15 protein-coding genes are annotated in these 19883 nt (G+C 63.6%); 12 read left to right on the top strand and 3 right to left on the bottom strand.

All coding sequences use genetic code 11. From position 1 onward, the window contains the following. The first annotated feature begins 3 nt into the window (after nt 1–3). A complete protein-coding gene (pgi, locus tag ACX2DJ_RS11265; protein ID WP_462572726.1) occupies nt 4–1545 on the top strand; it encodes a glucose-6-phosphate isomerase in 1542 nt (513 codons plus the stop codon). Here the strand turns inward: pgi and ACX2DJ_RS11270 are convergent. Beyond that, nucleotides 1537–2283 (bottom strand): DUF2189 domain-containing protein, encoded by a 747-nt coding sequence (locus tag ACX2DJ_RS11270; RefSeq protein WP_462572727.1) that lies wholly within the window; start codon nt 2281–2283, stop codon nt 1537–1539. The genes pgi and ACX2DJ_RS11270 overlap by 9 nt on opposite strands. Nucleotides 2284–2706: 423 nt before the next feature. On the opposite strand from ACX2DJ_RS11270, the gene ACX2DJ_RS11275 reads away from it, so the two are divergent. Both ACX2DJ_RS11275 and gorA read left to right on the top strand, forming a co-directional pair. After that, entirely contained in the window at nt 2707–4119 is a 1413-nt protein-coding gene (locus ACX2DJ_RS11275) for a DEAD/DEAH box helicase (protein ID WP_462572728.1), read from the top strand. 100 nt (nt 4120–4219) lie between these two features. Further along, complete coding sequence (gorA, locus tag ACX2DJ_RS11280) at nt 4220–5566, top strand: glutathione-disulfide reductase (protein WP_462572729.1); 1347 nt, start codon at nt 4220–4222, stop codon at nt 5564–5566. 1 nt (nt 5567) lies between these two features. On the opposite strand, the gene ACX2DJ_RS11285 is transcribed toward gorA, so the two are convergent. Continuing rightward, nucleotides 5568–6680 (bottom strand): NAD(P)/FAD-dependent oxidoreductase, encoded by a 1113-nt coding sequence (locus tag ACX2DJ_RS11285; RefSeq protein ID WP_462572731.1) that lies wholly within the window; start codon nt 6678–6680, stop codon nt 5568–5570. Nucleotides 6681–6747: 67 nt separating this feature from the next. Between ACX2DJ_RS11285 and ACX2DJ_RS11290 the strand changes: the two genes are divergently transcribed. The 8 genes from ACX2DJ_RS11290 (at nt 6748) to ACX2DJ_RS11325 (ending at nt 17331) form a co-directional block, all read left to right on the top strand. Then, complete coding sequence (locus ACX2DJ_RS11290; RefSeq protein WP_462572732.1) at nt 6748–7767, top strand: NAD-dependent epimerase/dehydratase family protein; 1020 nt, start codon at nt 6748–6750, stop codon at nt 7765–7767. Continuing rightward, nucleotides 7767–8489 carry an SDR family oxidoreductase gene (locus ACX2DJ_RS11295; protein WP_462572734.1) on the top strand — a complete coding sequence of 241 codons (723 nt, stop codon included), beginning with the start codon at nt 7767–7769 and terminating at the stop codon, nt 8487–8489. Before ACX2DJ_RS11290 ends, ACX2DJ_RS11295 begins: the two co-directional genes overlap by 1 nt. 67 nt (nt 8490–8556) lie before the next feature. Then, nucleotides 8557–10104: an acyl-CoA carboxylase subunit beta gene (locus ACX2DJ_RS11300; RefSeq protein ID WP_462572736.1), complete on the top strand. Its 1548-nt coding sequence runs from the start codon at nt 8557–8559 to the stop codon at nt 10102–10104. A gap of 259 nt (nt 10105–10363) precedes the next feature. After that, nucleotides 10364–10813 carry a methylmalonyl-CoA epimerase gene (gene mce / locus ACX2DJ_RS11305; RefSeq protein ID WP_462572737.1) on the top strand — a complete coding sequence of 150 codons (450 nt, stop codon included), beginning with the start codon at nt 10364–10366 and terminating at the stop codon, nt 10811–10813. Nucleotides 10814–10840: 27 nt separating this feature from the next. Then, nucleotides 10841–11626, top strand: coding sequence for an enoyl-CoA hydratase-related protein (locus tag ACX2DJ_RS11310; RefSeq protein WP_462572738.1), 786 nt, complete (start codon nt 10841–10843; stop codon nt 11624–11626). Nucleotide 11627: 1 nt separating this feature from the next. Next, nucleotides 11628–13877 carry a methylmalonyl-CoA mutase gene (gene scpA / locus ACX2DJ_RS11315; protein ID WP_462572739.1) on the top strand — a complete coding sequence of 750 codons (2250 nt, stop codon included), beginning with the start codon at nt 11628–11630 and terminating at the stop codon, nt 13875–13877. A 232-nt stretch (nt 13878–14109) separates the two neighbouring features. Then, nucleotides 14110–15135: a biotin synthase BioB gene (gene bioB, locus ACX2DJ_RS11320; RefSeq protein ID WP_462572740.1), complete on the top strand. Its 1026-nt coding sequence runs from the start codon at nt 14110–14112 to the stop codon at nt 15133–15135. Nucleotides 15136–15306: 171 nt separating this feature from the next. Continuing rightward, entirely contained in the window at nt 15307–17331 is a 2025-nt protein-coding gene (locus ACX2DJ_RS11325; protein ID WP_462572741.1) for an ATP-binding protein, read from the top strand. Here the strand turns inward: ACX2DJ_RS11325 and ACX2DJ_RS11330 are convergent. Continuing rightward, on the bottom strand, nt 17312–18058 hold the full coding sequence (locus ACX2DJ_RS11330) for a hypothetical protein (protein ID WP_462572742.1): 747 nt from the start codon (nt 18056–18058) through the stop codon (nt 17312–17314). The two genes, ACX2DJ_RS11325 and ACX2DJ_RS11330, sit on opposite strands and share 20 nt — an antisense overlap. Nucleotides 18059–18812: 754 nt before the next feature. On the opposite strand from ACX2DJ_RS11330, the gene ACX2DJ_RS11335 reads away from it, so the two are divergent. Further along, nucleotides 18813–19883 (top strand): MBL fold metallo-hydrolase, encoded by a 1071-nt coding sequence (locus ACX2DJ_RS11335; protein ID WP_462572743.1) that lies wholly within the window; start codon nt 18813–18815, stop codon nt 19881–19883.

The following is a 19883-nucleotide window of genomic DNA, read 5'->3' on the forward strand; positions in this document are numbered from 1 at the left end:
GTGATGTCTGACAAGATCGCTGCCGCATGGAACCATCTGCAATCGCTGCCACGGCGCAGCCTGCAGGATCTGTTCGCGGCTGATGCGGGGCGCGTGGCCGAGCTGTCGGGGCGGATCGGATGGCCGGATGAGGGCGGCGAAAGCGGGATCCTGTTCGACTGGTCGAAGACCCACCTTGACGCCGATCTGATGGCCGGATTCGAAGCCTTGGCCGAAGCGTGCGATTTTGCCGGGCAGCGCGCAAAGTTGCTTGGCGGTGAAGTGGTCAACCTTACCGAAGGGCGTGCCGCCACGCACAGCGCGATGCGCGGCGTGGGCGATGATGCCGATGTGGAGGAGGGTGAGGCCCTGCTCGCGCGCATGGGCATGCTGGTCGAGGCGATTCATGGCGGCGCCTTGGGCGAGATCAACCACCTGATCCATATCGGCATTGGCGGCAGCGCGCTCGGCCCGGCGCTGGCGGTCGATGCGCTGACGCGCGATCTAAGCCTGGTGGATGTGCATGTGGTTTCGAATATCGACGGGGTGGCGCTCGAGGCGGCGTTTGCGGCCTGCAATCCGGCGACCACCATGATTGCGGTGGCCAGCAAGACCTTCACCACGATCGAGACCATGACCAATGCCGCATCGGCGCTGAAATGGCTGGCGGACAACGGCGTTTCCGATCCCTCGGGCCGCGTGGTGGCGCTCACCGCCTCGCCCGAAAAGGCGGTGGAATGGGGCGTCGATGAAACCCGCGTGCTGCCCTTCCCCGAAAGCGTGGGCGGGCGCTATTCGCTGTGGTCCTCGATCGGCTTCCCGGTCGCGCTGGCGGTGGGGATGGACGATTTCACCGCCATGCTGGCCGGCGCGCGGGCAGTGGACGAGCATTTCCGCGATCATGATGGCGCGGCAAACCTGTGCCTGCGCGCAGCCTTTGCCGATCAGTATTACACCCGCCTGCGCGGTTGCCAGACGCGCGCGTGCTTTGCCTATGACGAGCGGCTGGGCCTGCTGCCCGATTATCTCCAGCAACTGGAGATGGAATCGAACGGCAAGAGCGTGAAGGCGGACGGCTCGCCCGTCGATGGCTCAACTGCGCCAATCACATGGGGCGGGGTGGGCACTGACGCGCAGCACGCTGTGTTTCAGCTGCTGCATCAGGGCACGCATCTGGTGCCGGTGGATTTCATCGCCAGCATCGCGCCGGGCGACGCGCTCGATCCCGCGCATCACGCCATCCTGCTGACCAATTGCTTTGCACAAGGGGCGGCGCTGATGGCAGGCGGGAACATGGCGAAAGACGGGAATGACCCGGCGCGCGCCTTCCCCGGCGACCGGCCCAGCGCAACCATGCTGTGCGATGATCTTGACGCGGCAACGCTGGGCGCGCTGATCGCCTTCCATGAACACCGCACCTTTGCCAATGCCGTGCTGATGCAGATCAACCCCTTCGACCAGTTCGGCGTGGAGCTGGGCAAGAAGATGGCCAGGGATATCGAGGCCGGCGGCGGCACCTTCGATGCCAGCACGCAGGCTTTGTTGAAGGCGGCTGGGCTAGCCTGACACGTCCGTCGCCCGGCGATAAAGGTGCCAGGTGGCATGGCCCAGCACGGGCAGCACCAGAAGTAGCCCCAGGAACAGCGGCGCCATCGCCGCGAACAGCACGCTTGCCACGAAGGCGGCCCACACCAGCATCGTGCGCATATTTGCGCGCACCACGCGGAAACTCACGATGATGGCGGTTATGAAATCCACTTCGCGGTCGACCAGCATCGGCATGCTGACCACGGTCATGGCGAAGAAGGTAAAGGCCAGCACTGCGCCTATCGCCCCGCCGACACACAGCATCGCTATGCCTGCTTGCGAGGTCAGTGCCGCCAGCGGATCCGCCCCCAGACCGTTTGGGCCGAGGAACACGCCGAAAACCGTATGCGCGATGATCACCCAGAAGGCGAAGAACACGAATGCAAGCATGCCCAGCACAGGCAATTGATCGTCGCCGCGCCCGCGCACCGCGCCAAGCACCGGGCGCCAGCCGATCGGTTCGCCGGTTTCGATCCGGCGGCTAACCTCGTAAAGGCCGGCAGCGGCAAAGGGGGCGAGGATCGGAAAGCCCGCAGCGGCGGGAACCAGCCAGGCCCATTCGCTGCGGCTCTTGAGCGCGAAGAGGAGAAACAGGCCTGCCGCAGCGAAGATTCCGGCAAACAGCAGGCCAGGCAGGGGAAATCTGCGGAAATCGTGCCATCCTGCTGCCAGTGCCCGGCCAAGATCAGCCAGGGCCAGATTGTTTGCCACTGGCATGAATGCCACCTGTGTTGATCCCGCAGCGCTCATTTTCAATATCCCCCAATGATTTCATTGCCGGCCTGCCGGGGCAGACAATCCCGGCATGGCAGAATCGGCAGATCTTAGCGGTTTTCCCCGAATTCCCTCAATTTTCCAATCCCTGTCGTGGATGGCTGATGCGCACCAGCCCTTGTTGCAGCGCAGCGAATTCGTTTGACTTTTTCTGCGCTCGCCCCCACATGCCGCCGATCGAAGCGCGCTAGCCTGCGTGAAGCGGCGGAAAACTGAAAATATCCGCCCCGGCCGCGCCTCGGTTTTTCTAGAAGACTTCCCTTTTCACGCGGGTCGTTTGAGACACCCGCGCCGCGCGACGATTCCATCCGGAATCCGCCAAGGGGCAAGTCGCGCGCCGCATAAATTGCGAGTTAAATACATATAATGACAATCGAAACTCCCCGTCAGTTTGACGAACTCGGGCTGTCGCAGCCAGTGCTCCAGGCCCTCGAGTTGAAAGGCTACACCACGCCAACGCCGATCCAGGTACAGGCGATTCCGCCCGTGCTGGAAGGCCGCGACCTGCTGGGCATTGCGCAAACCGGAACCGGCAAGACGGCGGCATTCATGCTGCCCAGCATTGACCGTTTGCGCGATGCTGAAGGCCACATTCCATTCAAGAGCTGCCGCATGCTGGTGCTTGCACCGACGCGCGAGCTCGCCGGGCAGATAGCCCAGAGCGCCAAGGATTACGGCGCGCTTGCGGGCCTCAAGGTCCAGTCGATCGTGGGCGGCACTTCGGTGGGCAAGGATCGCAACAAGCTGCACCGCGGGACCGACATTCTGGTCGCCACGCCGGGCCGCTTGCTCGACCTGATCGACCAGAAGGCCTTCAACCTTTCGGGCGTGGAAATCCTTGTTCTCGATGAAGCGGACCAGATGCTCGACCTTGGCTTCATCCATGCGCTGCGCCGCATCAACGAGCTGGTTCCAGCCGAGCGGCAGACGCTGTTCTTCAGTGCCACCATGCCCAAGGCGATCAAGGAACTGGTCGGCAAATATTGCCGCAATCCGGTGCAGGTATCGGTTACGCCCGCAGCCACCACGGCTGAGCGCGTCGACCAGTATCTGTTCATGGTCCAGCAGGACGAGAAGCAGACATTGCTCGAAATGATGCTGCAAGAACGCCACAAGGTGCCGGGCAAGTTCGAGCGTGTGCTGATCTTTACCCGCACCAAGCACGGCGCGGACCGGGTGGTGAAGAAGCTGCACCAGTGCGGCATTCCCGCCAATGCGATCCATGGCAACAAGAGCCAGCCGCAGCGTGAGCGCGCCCTGGCAGAATTCAAATCCGCCAAGACGCCGATTCTGGTGGCAACCGATGTGGCTGCCCGCGGGATCGACATCCCCGGCGTCAGCCATGTGATCAATTACGAACTGCCCAATGTGCCCGAGCAATATGTCCACCGCATCGGACGCACCGCGCGTGCGGGCAAGGACGGGATTGCGATTGCGTTCTGCGCCGAGGATGAGCGCGATTATCTGAGGGATATTCGCCGCAATACCGATGCGGAGTTCGAACGTTTGCCGCTGCCGGACAATTTCCGTGCAGTTGTTGAAGGCGTCGGCCCTACCAAAAGGACGGCACCTGGCCAGCGCCAGCGGGTCGACCCCAAGCCGCGCGGCGGATCGCGTTCGCAAGGCGACGCGCCTGGCAAGTCGCAGGGCGCCCCCAAGCAGAAGCATACTGCGCGCAAGGGCAAGCCTTCTCGCCCGGGCGGCTTTCGCGGCAAGCCGGGCGGCGGCGGTCGCCGCGGGTCGGGCGGCAACAGGGGGCCGCGCGCAGCCAGCGCGTAACTGAGCCGCACAGGCCTGCGAACAATGCGCTGCCGGGCGGCGGCGGTTGGCAAGCGTGCTGCCTGTCACCATATGCCGCCCACCCAGCAGGAGCTTGTTCATGGCCGAATACGATTACGACCTTTTTACCATTGGCGCCGGTTCGGGCGGCGTGCGGGCCAGCCGCGTCGCTGCCGCGCACGGAGCCAGGGTGGCAGTGGCAGAGGAATACCGGGTTGGCGGCACCTGCGTGATCCGCGGCTGCGTGCCCAAGAAGATGCTGGTTTACGGATCCATGTTCGCAGAGGAACTTGGCCATGCCGAAACGCTGGGCTGGACGATCGAGGGCAAAAGCTTCGACTGGGCAAAACTGCGCGATTTCGTGAATGCCGATGTCGACCGGCTCGAAGGCCTCTATGGCCAGACGCTGGCCAGCCATGAGGTTGAAGTATTCGCCGAACGCGCGACCGTAACCGGTCCGCATTCAGTGCGGCTTGCCAGCGGGCGCGAAGTCACCGCGAAATATATCCTGATTGCGACCGGCGCCTGGCCCGCCATGCCCGATTTCCCCGGCGCCGAGCACTGCATCAGCTCGAACGAAGTGTTCCATCTGGAACAGCAGCCCAAGTGCCTGATGGTGGTTGGCGGCGGCTATATCGCGATGGAATTTGCCGGCGTGTTCAACGCACTTGGCAGCGAAGTAACGGTGGTCAACCGCACCGACCGGATCCTGCGCAGCTATGACCAGCAGATTGTCGACCGGATGCTGCATATCGCGATGGGGCGCGGGATCGATTTTCGCATGCACAGCCAGATCAAATCGGTCGAAAAGGCCGATGATGGCTGCCTGATCGTGGACCTTGGAGATGCCAATCCGGTCAAGGTTGACCAGGTGCTGATCGCCACCGGGCGCAACCCCAACAGCAAGGGGCTGGGGCTGGACAGCGCGGGCGTGGAAATGGCCGACAATGGCGCGATCAAGGTTGACGAATACAACCGCACCAGTTGCGACAGCATCTACGCCGTGGGCGATGTGACCGACCGGGTGCAGCTGACCCCGGTGGCGATCCGCGAAGGCCATGCCTTTGCCGATACGGTGTTCGGCGGCAACCCGCGCACGATCGATTATTCCGCCATTCCCAGCGCGGTATTCAGCCAGCCGCCGCTGGCTGGCGTGGGGCTGACCGAAGCGCAGGCGCGCGAAACCCATGGCGATGTCAAGGTCTACACCTCCGATTTTCGGCCGATGAAGAACATCTTTGCCCCCCATGCAGAGCGCGGGCTCTACAAGATGATCGTCGAATCGACGTCAGAGAAAGTGCTGGGCATCCACATGATCGGCCCGGAATCGCCCGAGATCCTGCAAGCTGCCGCAGTGGCGGTGAAGGCCGGGCTGACCAAGCAGGCCTTCGATGACACGGTGGCGCTGCATCCCTCGATGGCCGAGGAACTGGTGCTGCTGAAGTGAGCTAGCCGCGCAGCCGCGCGGGCGAAAGCATTTCCGGCTGGGCCCCCACGGCGCGCAATTCCTCCGGCCAGTCGTGCTGGCAGGCAAGCGCTTCGGCGGCCAATGCCATCGCTGGAGAGGTCTGCAGGCCGAACCCGCCCTGGCCCGCCAGCCACAAGAAGCCGGGCGCATCGGGATCGAAGCCCGCGACCGGGCGGCGGTCAGGCGCAAAGCTCCTGAGCCCCGCCCATTTGCTGGCGATCCGGCGGATTTCCAGCGTGGTCGCCTGTTCGACCCGCCAGGCCGCAAGCGCCACATCCTCTTCCTCCGGCTGCGCATCGCAGGGGGCGGAGGGATGCTCGTCCATCGGGCAGGCCAGCAACCTTCCGCGCCCCTCCGGCTCGATATAGAAGCCGGGGCCGACAGTTTTGGTGAAGGGCCACGCCGACACGTCCAGCCCCTTGGGCACATCGAAGGTAATGACCGTGCGCCGCATTGGCTGGATGCCGATCGCTGCGACGCCAGCCAGCGCGGCGACATCATCAACCCATGCACCCGCGGCATTGACCACTACCCTTGCAGCAAAGCTTTCCTGCGGCGTGTCGACAATCCAGCGCTCGCCATCGCGGCGCATCGCCCTGACCGGCGCATCGAGCGAGATCCTGCCGCCGTTTTCGCGCAGCACGCGGCGATGCCCCTCCAGCATGGCATGGGCGTCGAGCTTGCGCCCGTTCGGATCGATCAGCGCGCCGGTAATGCCGCCATCGCCGATATTGAGCACCGGCACCAGCGCCCGCGCCGCCTCAGGGTCGAGCCGCTGAACACCGGGCGCCCACGCGCGATAATCCGCCTCCAGCCGGTCAAGCGCGGCCTCCTGCCCACCGGGCGCCACGAACAGCGCAGGGTGCACCCGCGCTCCCGGTTCTTCGAGCAGCGGCAGGCTGGCAGCGGTCAGCGCACGGACGATGGGTTCGTCCATGTCGAAATGGGCGAATGCCGCGCTGCGCCCCGATGCATGCACGCCGGGCGCGCCTTCCGCCTCGCACACCACCACCTTGCCCCGCCGGGCCAGACGGGCGGCAGCAGACAGCCCGGCAATGCCCGCTCCGATCACCAGAAAATCGACCTGCTGCATTCACGTCCCTTCTCGTTGCCCATTGCCGCTATTTCGCATATTCCTCTCGCTCAAGGGGAGGCATGCAATGACAGGCACAATACTCGTAACCGGCGGCACCGGCTATATCGGCGGCGAGTTGATCGATCAGCTGCTGGCCAGGGGCTACACGGTCCATACCACGGTGAGGGACACAGCCCGCAGCGAGCCGCGCCTGCGCGCGCGCTGGCCTGCAGCGGGGGAACGGCTCAAGGTCTTCCAGGCCGATTTGATGAGCGATGCAGGCTGGGCCGAGGCCAATGCCGGGTGCGATGCAGTGGCACATGTAGCTTCACCCCTGCCGCTCGCTCCGCCCAGGCACGAGGATGATCTAATCGTTCCCGCGCGCGAGGGCACATTGCGCGCGCTGCGCTTTGCCAGGGCTGCGGACGTCAAGCGATTTGTCCAGACAAGTTCGATGGCGGCAATCGCCTATGGCAGAAGCGAGAAGGAATATACCGTCACCGAAAGCGACTGGACCGACGTCAACCACCCGGACGTTTACCCCTATGTCAAATCCAAGACGATAGCTGAACGGGCGGCACGCGATTGGGTGGCAGAACATGGCGCGGGGATGGAGTTCGTTTCGATCAACCCCTCGCTCGTGCTCGGTCCGGTCTACAGTGCCGATTTTTCCACATCGGTCAGCGCGATCGAACAATTGCTCTCGGGCGCGGTGCCGCTTGCCCCCGATCTGGGGTTTGCCGTGGTCGATGTGCGCGATGTCGCGGCGCTGCATGTCAAATGCCTCGAAGAACCCGGCCTTGCCGGCGAGCGTTTCATCGCATCGGGCAAGTTCATGAAATTCATCGATGTTGGGGCGGTGCTGCGAGAGAATCTGGGCGACAAGGCGCGCAAGGTGCCGACCCGCAGGATGCCGGACTGGCTCGTCCATGTGCTGGCCCTGTTCAATCCCGGTATCCGTTCGGTCAAGGCCGAACTGGGCAAGACCCGCAATGCCGATGCCAGCCATGCGCTTGAACGCCTGGGCTGGAAGACGCGCGATGAAAGGCAGACGATTGTCGATTGCGCGAACAGCCTCATTGAAAAAGGGATCGTGAAACTCTGATGGACGTCAAAGGCAAATCGGTCCTCCTCACGGGAGGGAGCGCGGGAATCGGGCGCGAGCTGGCGCGGCAGCTCAAGGGCAAAGGCGCCAGGGTTGCCATTACCGGGCGCGACAAGGAGCGGTTGGCGGCAATGCGCGACGAAGGGTTCGAAGCGATCGAAGCCGATCTCTCCAGCGCGCAGGGGGTAGACGGGCTGATTGCGGATCTGGGCAATCGCGAAATCGACATATTGATCAACAATGCCGGGCAGGGGGTCGATCATGACTTTCGCCAGGAACTGCCCGATGCCGATGCGGCGGACGCCTGTATCTATGCCAATCTCGACGCCCCCATTCGCCTGATCACCGCGCTGGTGCCGATGCTGGGCAGGAGGGGCGAGGCAGCGATCGTTAATGTCACCAGCGGGCTTGCCATTGCTCCGCGCGCTGGCGGCCCGGTCTATTGCGCCACCAAGGCGGGGCTGCGCAGCTACACCATGGCGCTGCGCGAACAGCTGAAAGACACGAATATCCACGTGATCGAGGCGCTGCCACCGGTGGTCGAAACGCAGATGACCGCGGATCGCCAGATGAAAAAGATGCCGCCGCAGGAATGCGCCGCGCAAATACTCGACGCGATCGAGAGCAATGCAGATGAGGCCAATGTCGGCCAGGTCAGGTTGCTGCGCTGGGTCTATTCGCTGTCGCCTGCGCTCGCGCGGCGTGTCATGCTGCGATTTTGATACGTTGACCTTGGCGGTTTTCCGTCGCTAGGCCCTTGGCGCATTTGCAGCCATTACAGGAAAACCGATGTCCGCCAATATCGCTGAAATGGAACGTCGCCGTGCCGCAGCCTTGCTGGGCGGTGGCCAGAAGCGCATCGATGCGCAGCACGCCAAGGGCAAGCTGACCGCGCGCGAACGGCTGGAGGTGCTGCTCGACGAAGGCAGTTTTGAAGAACTTGATACCTATGTCGAGCATGATTGCACCGATTTCGGCATGCAGGATCAGAAGATCACTGGCGACGGCGTGGTCACGGGCAGCGGCACCATCAACGGGCGGCTGGTCTATGTATTCAGCCAGGACTTCACCGTGTTCGGCGGTTCATTGTCGAAACGCCATGCCGAAAAGATCTGCAAGGTGATGGACAATGCAATGAAGGTCGGCGCGCCAGTGATCGGCATCAATGACAGCGGCGGCGCGCGCATTCAGGAAGGCGTGGCCAGCCTTGGCGGCTATGCTGAGGTGTTCCAGCGCAATGTGCTGGCGAGCGGTTTGGTGCCGCAGATTTCGCTCATCATGGGGCCGTGCGCGGGCGGGGCGGTCTATTCCCCCGCGATGACCGACTTCATCTTCATGGTGAAGGACAGCTCCTACATGTTCGTGACCGGGCCTGAAGTGGTCAAGACGGTCACCAATGAAGTGGTGACGCAGGAAGAACTGGGCGGGGCGGTGACGCACACCACCAAGACTTCGGTTGCCGATATCGCTTTCGAGAATGATATCGAGGCGCTGCTCGCGACGCGGGAATTCTTCGATTACCTGCCGCTTTCGAACCGCCCAAAAGCAAACGGGGATACAGTGCCCCTGCGGCCAACCAGCGACCCGTTCGACCGCGAAGAGCCGAGCCTCGACACGCTGATCCCCGACAATGCCAACCAGCCCTATGACATGCAGGAGGTGATCGCCAAAGTGCTGGATGAAGGCGATTTCTTCGAAGTGCAGGCGGCCCATGCGGCGAACATCATCTGCGGCTTTGGCCGGGTTGAGGGGCGCACGGTGGGCGTGGTCGCCAATCAGCCGATGGTGCTGGCGGGCTGCCTTGATATCAATGCCAGCAAGAAGGCGGCGCGTTTCGTGCGCTTCTGCGATGCCTTCGAGATCCCGATCCTGACCTTTGTCGACGTGCCCGGCTTCCTGCCCGGCACCGCGCAGGAGCTGGGCGGCATCATCAAGCACGGGGCGAAGCTGCTGTTCGCCTATGCCGAGGCGACTGTGCCCAAGATTACCGTGATCACCCGCAAGGCCTATGGCGGGGCCTATGACGTGATGGCGTCAAAGCATTTGCGCGGCGATCTCAACTACGCCTGGCCCACCGCCGAAATCGCGGTGATGGGGGCGAAAGGCGCGGTGGAGATCATCTTCCGCCAGGATCGGGGCGATGCGGAAAAGATCGCCGAAAAGACGAAGGAATATGAAGACCGCTTCGCCAACCCCTTCGTGGCGGCGAGCCAGGGCTATATCGACGAGGTGATCTACCCGCACGCGACGCGGCGGCGGATCGCGCTGGGGCTGCGCAAGCTGCGCGGCAAACAGCTCGAGAACCCGTGGAAGAAGCATGATAATATTCCGCTGTGAGTAAGCGTGGTTTCCTGATCGTGCTGCTCCTTACGGCCACAGTTTTCGCGATGATGTTCTATAGCGGAATGTTCATGCACGGGGATTCAATCGAATGAAATTAGGCCGCCTCGACCACATTGGGGCCGCGACGCCATAAACACCTTCGTCACCCTGAACTTGTTTCAGGGTCCATCCCGCCCCAAGCAACGGCGGAGCGGGCTGAAGAATGGATGCTGAAACAAGTTCAGCATGACGGTTTTGAGAGAGGATTGAGCCAGTGAAGCTGGGAAGACTGAACCACATCGGGGTCGCCACCTCAAGCATCGCAGACTCGATCGCGCATTACCGCGACGTCATGGGTGCGAGCGATATCGAGGAACCCTTCGACATGCCAGAGCAGGGGGTGAAGGTGTGCTTCGTCAACACGCCCACCCATTCGGGCATGAACGGCACGCAGATCGAGCTTATCGAGCCGCTCGATGCCAATTCGCCGATCAGCGCCTTTCTCGAGAAGAATCCGCTCGGCGGGCAGCACCATGTGTGTTTCGAAGTGCCCGATATTGCCGAGGCGCGCTCCGAATTCGAGGCGCTCGGCAAGCGCATCCTTGGCCCCACCCGCATCGGTGCGCACGGCACACCTATCTTTTTCGTCCATCCCAAAGACATGCAGGGCGTGCTTACGGAGATTATGGAAACGCCCGGCGAAGGCACCCATTGGTCGAACTGATCCTGCAAATCGAGAGAGAAACCAGAAATGTCCTATGAAACCATCATTGTCGAGCGCGACGGACCGCTGCTGACCATCACGCTGAACCGGCCAGAGCGGCTCAATGCCATGGCGCCCGCAATGGCGGACGAGATCGGTGCGGCCTTCTATAGCCTGGACGATGCGCGGGCGGTGCTGATCACCGGCGCGGGCAAGGGCTTTTGCTCCGGCGCGGACCTTTCTGCGCGGGGTGAAGCCAGCGCACTCGCAGCCAAGGGCGGCAGCCACCGTGCGCTGCAGAACCACTATAACCCGGCCATCAGCCACGTCATGCGCTCCCCCGTGCCGGTGATCTGCGCGGTCAACGGCCCGGCGGCGGGCGTGGGGTGCAGCCTGGCGCTGGCGGCGGATTTCACCTTGGCTGGCAAGAGCGCCTATTTCCTCCAGGCCTTCGTCAACATCGGCCTGGTGCCCGACGGCGGCAGCACCTGGCTGCTGGCCCGCGCGATCGGCCGTGCCCGGGCCACCCGCATGATGATGCTGGGCGAGAAGATCGGCGCGCAGCAGGCTGAAGAGTGGGGCCTGATCTACAAGGCGGTAGATGACGACGCACTGATGGGTGAGGCGCGCGCGCTGGCTGAAAGGCTCGCGAATGGCCCCACGCTGGCCTATGCCACGATGAAGAGGAACATCGCGCTGGCGCTGGATGGCGCGCTGCCCGAAGTGCTGATCGCCGAAGCTGAAGGCCAGCGCATTGCCGGGGCGAGCGAGGATGCGATGGAAGGCGGGATGGCGTTCCTCCAGAAACGCAAGGCGGAGTTCAAAGGCAGGTAAGATGGCGGATTTTGATGACTGGAAGGCCCTGGCCGAAAAGGAAGTCAAAGGGCGTGACCTGACATGGGAAACGCCCGAAGGCTTCGGCATCAAGCCGCTCTATACGGCCGAGGATGCCACAGCCGATCCCGGCCTGCCGGGTTTCGCCCCCTTCACACGCGGGGTGAAGGCGAGCATGTATGCCGGGCGCCCATGGACCATCCGGCAATATGCGGGCTTTTCTACCGCCGAGGAATCAAACGCCTTTTACCGCCGCAATCTGGCCATGGGGCAGAAGGGGCTGTCGGTCGCCTTCGACCTCGCGACCCACCGCGGCTATGATTCTGACCATCCGCGCGTGGTCGGCGATGTCGGCAAGGCCGGCGTCGCGATCGACACCGTGCGCGACATGGAGATCCTGTTCGACCAGATCCCGCTCGACCAGATGAGCGTCAGCATGACCATGAACGGCGCGGTGATCCCGGTGCTGGCCTTCTTCATCGTTGCGGCAGAGCGGCAGGGGGTGAGCCAGGACAAGCTCGACGGGACGATCCAGAACGACATCCTCAAGGAGTTCATGGTCCGCAACACCTATATCTATCCGCCCGAGCCATCGATGCGGATCGTTTCGGACATCATCGCCTATACCTCGGCCAACATGCCGAAATTCAACTCTATTTCAATTTCGGGTTACCATATGCATGAGGCCGGGGCGACGGCGGTGCAGGAGCTTGCCTTCACCATCGCCGATGGCAAGGAATATGCGCAGCGTGCCATGGCGGCAGGGCTGGACGTGGACGCCTTCGCGGGCCGCCTGTCGTTCTTCTTCGGCATCGGCATGAACTTCTTCATGGAGGTGGCCAAGCTGCGCGCCGCGCGCACCCTGTGGTACCGCGTGATGGACGGGCTTGGCGCGAAGAGCGAACGCAGCAAGATGCTGCGCACGCATTGCCAGACCTCGGGCGTCTCCTTGCAGGAGCAGGACCCCTACAACAACGTCATCCGCACCTGCGTCGAGGCGATGGCGGCTACGCTGGGCGGCACGCAGAGCCTGCACACCAATGCGCTCGACGAGGCGATTGCGCTGCCGACCGATTTCTCCGCCCGCATTGCGCGCAACACGCAGCTGGTGCTGCAGGAGGAAAGCGGCATCTGCAATGTGGTCGATCCGCTGGGCGGCAGCTATTATGTCGAGGCGCTCACTGCCACGCTGGTGGAGCAGGCCGAAAAACTGATGGCAGAGGTAGACGCGGCGGGCGGGATGACCGCCTATGTCGCCACCGGCGCGCCCAAGGCTGCGATCGAGGAAGCCGCTGCGAAAAAGCAGACCGCGATCGACAAGGGCGACACGGTGATCGTCGGCGTCAACAAGTACCGCAAGGACAAGGAAGACCCGATCGAGACGCTCGATATTGACAACCATGCGGTGCGCGAAGCGCAGATTGCGCGGCTGAAAGCAGTGCGTGCGGGCCGTGACGAGGCGGCCTGTCAGGCGGCGCTGGGGGCCTTGACCGAAGCCGCGAAAAATCCTCCCCGAAACGGGGAGGGGGACCACCCGCAGGGTGGTGGAGGGGAGTCGCCTTATGGCGCTCCTTTTGGCGGAGAGTCCCCTCCGTCATCGCTGCGCGATGCCACCTCCCCAGCCTGGGGAGGATCGAATTTGCTCGCCCGTGCGGTCGAGGCGGCCCGCCACGATGCCACGCTGGGCGAGATTTCCTCCGCGATGGAGGCGGCCTTCGGGCGTTATGACACCGTTCCGCATCCGGTGCGCGGGGTCTATACCGCTGCCTATGCGAACGATGCCCGCTTTGCGCAGGTGACAGAAGGGGTTGCCGCGGTCACGCGAAGGCTGGGCCGCGCGCCGAAAATCATGGTCGCCAAGATGGGGCAGGACGGGCACGATCGCGGGGCCAATGTGATCGCATCCGCCTTTGCCGACATGGGGTTCGAGGTGGTCAGCGGGCCGCTGTTCCAGACGCCGGAGGAAACCGCGAAGATGGCGTTGGAGAAGGATGTTGACGTGGTGGGCGCTTCGTCATTGGCGGCGGGCCACAAGACGCTGATCCCCGAATTGATCCGACTGCTGAAAGAAGCGGGCCGCCCCGACATCAAGGTGACGGCAGGCGGCGTGATTCCCCAGCAGGATTACGACTTCCTGCGCGAGGCGGGGGTGCAGGGCATCTATGGCCCCGGCTCCAACGTAGTGGAGTGTGCAGCGGATATTCTGACGCTGCTGGGCCACAACATGCCGCCGGTGGAGGACGAACTTTGACCTCAAATTCCGTCATTGCGAGCGACCGTCAGGTCGCGCGGCAATCCAGATACGGTGCTGGCTGGATTGCCGCGTCGCTATCGCTCCTCGCAATGACGAGGGAGGGGAGGAAGTGAGCGACACGACCCAACCCGTTCGCCCTGAGCTTGTCGAAGGGCTGCACTTTACTTCCGGTGCCGCGCTGTAGAAGAACGATGCTTCGACAAGCTCAGCACGAACGGAGACCAACAATTTGACCCACCCCCGCACCGACTGGACCCGCGACGAAATCGCGCAGCTGTTTGACCTGCCGTTTACCGAGCTGTTGTTCCGCGCGGCGACGGTGCACCGCGCGAACCATCCGCCTGAACAGGTGCAGCTCTGCACGCTGCTGAGCATCAAGACCGGCGGCTGCCCGGAGGATTGCGGCTATTGCTCGCAGTCGGTGAAAGCGGACAGCGGGGTCGAGGCGACCAAGTTGATGGATGTGCAGGCGGTGCTCCAATCGGCGGCGCAGGCCAAGGATGCGGGAAGCCAGCGGTTCTGCATGGGCGCAGCGTGGCGCAATCCAAAGGACCGCGACATGCCCGCGATTGTCGAGATCGTGAAGGGCGTGGCCGAGATGGGCCTCGAAACCTGCATGACGCTGGGAATGCTCGAGCCGCATCAGGCGGATCAGCTCGCCGAGGCTGGGCTCGACTATTACAATCACAATATCGACTCCAGCCCCGAATATTACGAGCGCGTGATTTCGACGCGCACGATGGCGGACCGGCTCGATACGCTGGCGAACGTCCGCGCTTCGGGCATCAACGTGTGCAGCGGCGGGATCGTCGGCATGGGCGAAACGCGCGAGGACCGCGTCGGCTTCATCCACACGCTCGCCACCCTGCCGCAGCATCCCGAAAGCGTGCCGGTCAACGCGCTGGTGCCGATCAAAGGCACGGTGCTGGGGGATATGTTGCGCGATACTCCGCTTGCAAAAATAGATGACATCGAATTCGTGCGCACGGTCGCGGTGGCGCGCATCTGCATGCCGATGAGCATGGTGCGGCTTTCCGCCGGGCGCGAGTCGATGAGCGAGGCCACGCAAGCATTGTGCTTCATGGCGGGCGCGAACTCGATCTTCACCGGCGACAAGCTGCTCACCGCCGCCAATGCCGGCGATGACAAGGATGCTGCCCTGTTCGCCAAGCTGGGGCTGACGGCGCTACAGGGCGAGGAGCCCCTTCGACAGGCTCAGGGCAGGGCTTGCAAGGCGATGGAGGCGGCAGAGTGAGTCTCCCGGCCGTCATTGCGAGCGAAGCGAAGCAATCCAGGGCACGGTTCCATGGATTGCCGCGTCGCCCCGAAACGAGTTCGGGCCTCCTCGCAATGACAAGGGAGGCGGCAGAGTGATCACTCACCAAGTCCGGCATGACGATTTTCCGGAATCACGAAAGACCTACTGATGTTCTCAAAAATCCTCATCGCCAATCGCGGCGAAATCGCTTGCCGGGTGATCAAGACCGCCCGCCGCATGGGCATCGCCACGGTTGCGGTCTATTCCGATGCCGATGCGCGTGCGCCCTTCGTCGCCATGGCGGACGAAGCGGTGCATATCGGCCCGTCGCCTGCGGCTGAAAGCTATCTGATCGCGGACAAGATCATCGCCGCCTGCAAGCAGACCGGGGCCGATGCGGTGCATCCGGGCTATGGCTTCCTGTCCGAGCGGACGAGCTTTGCCGAGGCACTCGCGAAGGAGAACATCGCCTTCATCGGCCCGCCGGTGAACGCCATCGCGGCGATGGGGGACAAGATCGAGAGCAAGAAGCTGGCGAAAGAAGCGGGCGTGAATGTCGTGCCCGGCTTCGTCGGCGAGATCGAGGATACCGAGCACGCGGTGCGGATTTCGGCGGAAATCGGCTATCCGGTGATGATGAAGGCCAGCGCGGGCGGCGGCGGCAAGGGTATGCGGCTCGCCTATAACGAACAGGACGTGCGCGAAGGCTTTGAGGCGACCAAGCGCGAGGGGCTCAGCAGCTTCGGCGACGACCGCGTGTTTATCGAGAAATTCATCCTCAATCCGCGCCACATCGAGATCCAGATACTCGGCGACCAGCACGGCAACATCCTCTACCTGAACGAGCGCGAGTGCAGCATCCAGCGCCGCCACCAGAAGGTGGTGGAGGAAGCGCCGTCGCCCTTCGTCACGCCCAAGATGCGCAAGGCGATGGGCGAGCAATGCGTCGCGCTGGCCCGCGCGGTCGGATATTATTCAGCGGGCACGGTCGAGCTGATCGTCAGCGGCGCGGACCCGAGCGGGGAGAGCTTCTACTTCCTCGAAATGAACACCCGCCTGCAGGTGGAGCATCCCGTGACCGAAGCGATCACCGGCGTGGACCTGGTCGAGCAGATGATCCGCGTGGCAGCGGGCGAAAAGCTGGCGATGACGCAGGCCGATATCGGCATCGACGGCTGGGCGATCGAAAGCCGCGTCTATGCCGAGGATCCCTATCGCGGGTTCCTGCCCTCCACCGGGCGGCTGGTCGAATACAAGCCGCCGCTCGAAGGCTGGACCGACGATGGCAGCGCCAACGGGCGGCGCGGGGTAAGCGGCGTGCGCGTGGACGACGGCGTCTATGAAGGCGGCGAGGTCAGCATGTTCTATGACCCGATGATCGCCAAGCTGATCACCTGGGCGCCCACCCGCGACGAGGCGGCGGATTTGCAGGTGCAGGCGCTCGATGCCTTCCGCATCAAGGGGCTGGGCCACAATGTCGACTTCCTCAGCGCGATCATGCAGCACCCGCGCTTCCGCAGCGGCGAGCTGACCACGGGCTTCATCGCCGAGGAATATCCCGAGGGGTTCCACGGCGCGGCGGCTTCGGACGAGCTGCTGCGCGGGCTCGCCGCGATCGGCGGGGTGATCGCCACGGCGGATGCCGACCGTGCGCGCCGGATCGATCAGCAGCTGGCGGACGAGGAGCTTGCCGCGCCGGGCGACTGGTCTGTCCGTATCGGTGACAGCGAATATGTCGTGGCGCTCGAGGAAGAGGCGATCACCGTAGATGGCGAGCCGGTGGAAGTCAGCTTCGATTACACACCGGGCGATGTGATGGTGGACCTTGAACTTGCGGGCGAGGCGCTGACGATCCAGCTCGCGCACACCCGCACGGGCTATGCCATCACCACGCGCGGCGCGACGCATCACCTGCGCATCCTGCCCGCGCGCATCGCCCATCTGGCCGGTCACATGATCGAGAAACTGCCGCCTGACCTGTCCAAGCTGCTGATCTGCCCGATGCCGGGCCTGCTGGTGAAGCTGCACGTGGCCGAAGGCGAGGAGGTTCAGCCCGGCCAGCCGCTCGCCACGGTGGAGGCGATGAAGATGGAAAACATCCTGCGCGCCGAAAAGCAGGCAGTCGTGGCCAGGCTCAACGCCGCCGAGGGTGACAGCCTGGCGGTGGACGCGGTTATTCTGGAGCTGGAATAGCCGCACCGCCCGCATCGCCCGCACTGCCCGCACCGCCCGCATCCCGCGCCGCCGCCGCTTCGCGCAGCATCCGCGCGTTTTCGTGCAGCGGTTTGGCGGTATCCAGCCCGGCAACAGCGGCACGGCCCGCCAGCCGGTTCGCCACCATGTGCTCGACCAGCGCCATCAGCTCGCCCAGCTCCTGCCGCTTGTGCTCCGCGATCAGCTCGCGCGCAGCCGCCATCGCCTGGCTCCGCGCCTCGGCATAAACGGCTTCGGCGGGCCTATCCCGCTCCGCCCCATAGCGTTCGCGCCGCCGGTGGCGCAGGAAGAACATCACCAGCGCCTCGTTATGGCGGCGCTCGGTGCCGATCAGCTTGCCGGAGCTGACGACCATGCGCTCCTCCCCCGCGATCGCGCGGGCGAGCGCGCCATCCTCCAGCCGGGAAACGCCGCGCTCCACCGCCGCATCCCACGCCGAGGCAAAGCCCTCGGCGCCGGGCCGGTGGCGCAGCTTGTAAAGCGCCTCCAGTGATTTGCCGATGCGGCGCGCGGCCTGGGTAACGATGCCGGTGGCGGCGAGCTGCGCGATGAAGCGGCGCTGGAGATCGGGGGTGATGGAATTGCCGCGCGGCGCCGCGTGGAGATAGGGGGTGAAGGAGAGCAGCGGATCGTCAGGCGCGGGGGGATGGCCCTCCACCGCAACCGCGCTGGTGGCCTGGCGGGGAATGGCGCGCTTGTTCCTCATGATCCTCCCCCTTGGGGGAGGGGGACCAGCGCGAGCTGGTGGAGGGGCACCTGCAGGGTTGCGCGACCGGCTGGGGCAGAGCAGTTTTTTCTCAAACGAAGACGCGAAGGCGCGAAGGGGCTGACAAGGATAGGGCGGTCCATAACCCACCCCAGATTGCAGAAATTGGGGGAGTAGGAAAATGCTTTGTATCTAAATCCTCCCCGACACGGGGAGGGGCACCTGCACCGCTCCCCGCTCATCCTGAGCTTGTGCGAGCCGCAGGCGAGCCAGATGCCTGGTCACGGCAGTCAAAGGCCGACTGGCCGCCCGCAGCGCTTGCGCGAGGAAATCGCACGCCGGGAAGCGAAGCTGAACCGCCGAAGGCGGGACATCGCGTGCGAAACTCAAAACGCGTTTGAGGGACCAAAGCAAACAAAACCCAAGTAGGAAAATGGTTTGTCTGAAAATGGGCCGGTTTCAGACATTCCGCTTGCAGATCAGAAGGTCGGCAAAGCGGACATTCAGTCAACGACCCCGTTCAGGATCATTTGAACGGCAAAATGAAACAGCTAAGAGGGTGTCGTCAGAGCCAAGGTGCCACATACACATTCGAGCTTTCAGGACACAAAGCCAGCAAGCTGCCGACCCGTTGCTTGCTCGTGTGCCGTGAGCAAATGATCGCCCATCGAAGCCGCCGCGTCATCATCAGACTTGCGCAAGAACAATTGCCTAATGCAATCAATTAATCCAAAAGGCCACCAAAAGGGGATCGATGATGAAGCGAATCGGAATCGGGCTGGTGGTTGTTGCGGCGATCGTGGCGGCGGCAGCATTTCTGTTTCAGAAGCAGATCGGTCATTATGTCGTGCAGCGGGCTACCCAGCAAATGGCTGGCCGTGACCAACTCACTAGCCTCGATGACGGCCTTCACGTCGGCCTGTGCGGTACGGGCTCGCCGATGCCCAATCCGCAGCGCGCCGGGCCCTGCAATGTTGTTATCGCAGGGGGCCAGGTGTTCGTTGTCGACATGGGCGAGAGTGGTAACCGCAACCTCAACCTGATGGGCATCAGCGCCGCCGAGGTCGACGCGCTGCTGCTGACCCATTTCCACTCCGATCACATCGACGGCATTGGTCCGATGATGCTTTATCATTGGACCCGCGGCGCGAGCACTGCGCCTTTGCCAGTGTATGGCCCGGAAGGGGTTGATCAGGTCGTCGCGGGATTCAATGCGGCCTATGCGCTCGATCACACTTACCGGGTCGCCCACCACGGCGAAACAGTCGTGCCGAGCAGCGGCGGCGGGGCAGAGGCGCGGCCCTTTGCTATCAAGGGCGACAGCGCAACCATCCTGCAAGGCGACGGCCTAACCGTGACGGCGTTCAAGGTCGATCACGACCCGATCAGGCCCGCGGTCGGCTATCGCTTCGACTACAAGGGCCGCGCGCTGTGCATCAGCGGGGATGCGGCGAAATCGGCCAATCTGGTCGCCGCCTGCAAGGGGGCTGACCTGATTGTCCATGACGCTTTGCAACCGAACTTGCTCAAGGAGGTCGAGGCGGCCTTCGCGGCACAAGGAAATGCCAATACCGCCAAGATCTTCCACGACATCCAGGATTACCATGCCACGCCCGAGCAGGCGGCGGAGAGCGCGCAGGAAGCGGGCGCGCAGATGCTGGTGCTCTCGCACCTCGTCCCGCCGTTGCCGGCGGCATACCTCTACCCTGCGTTCCTTGGCGATGCGCCCGCGCGGTTCGACGGCGAGATCGTGGTGGGCGAGGACGGGATGCTGTTCTCGCTCCCGCCGAACAGCGAGGCTATAGACCGCCGCAGCCTGATGTGA

This window comes from Altererythrobacter chaiwopuensis, assembly GCF_054957755.1.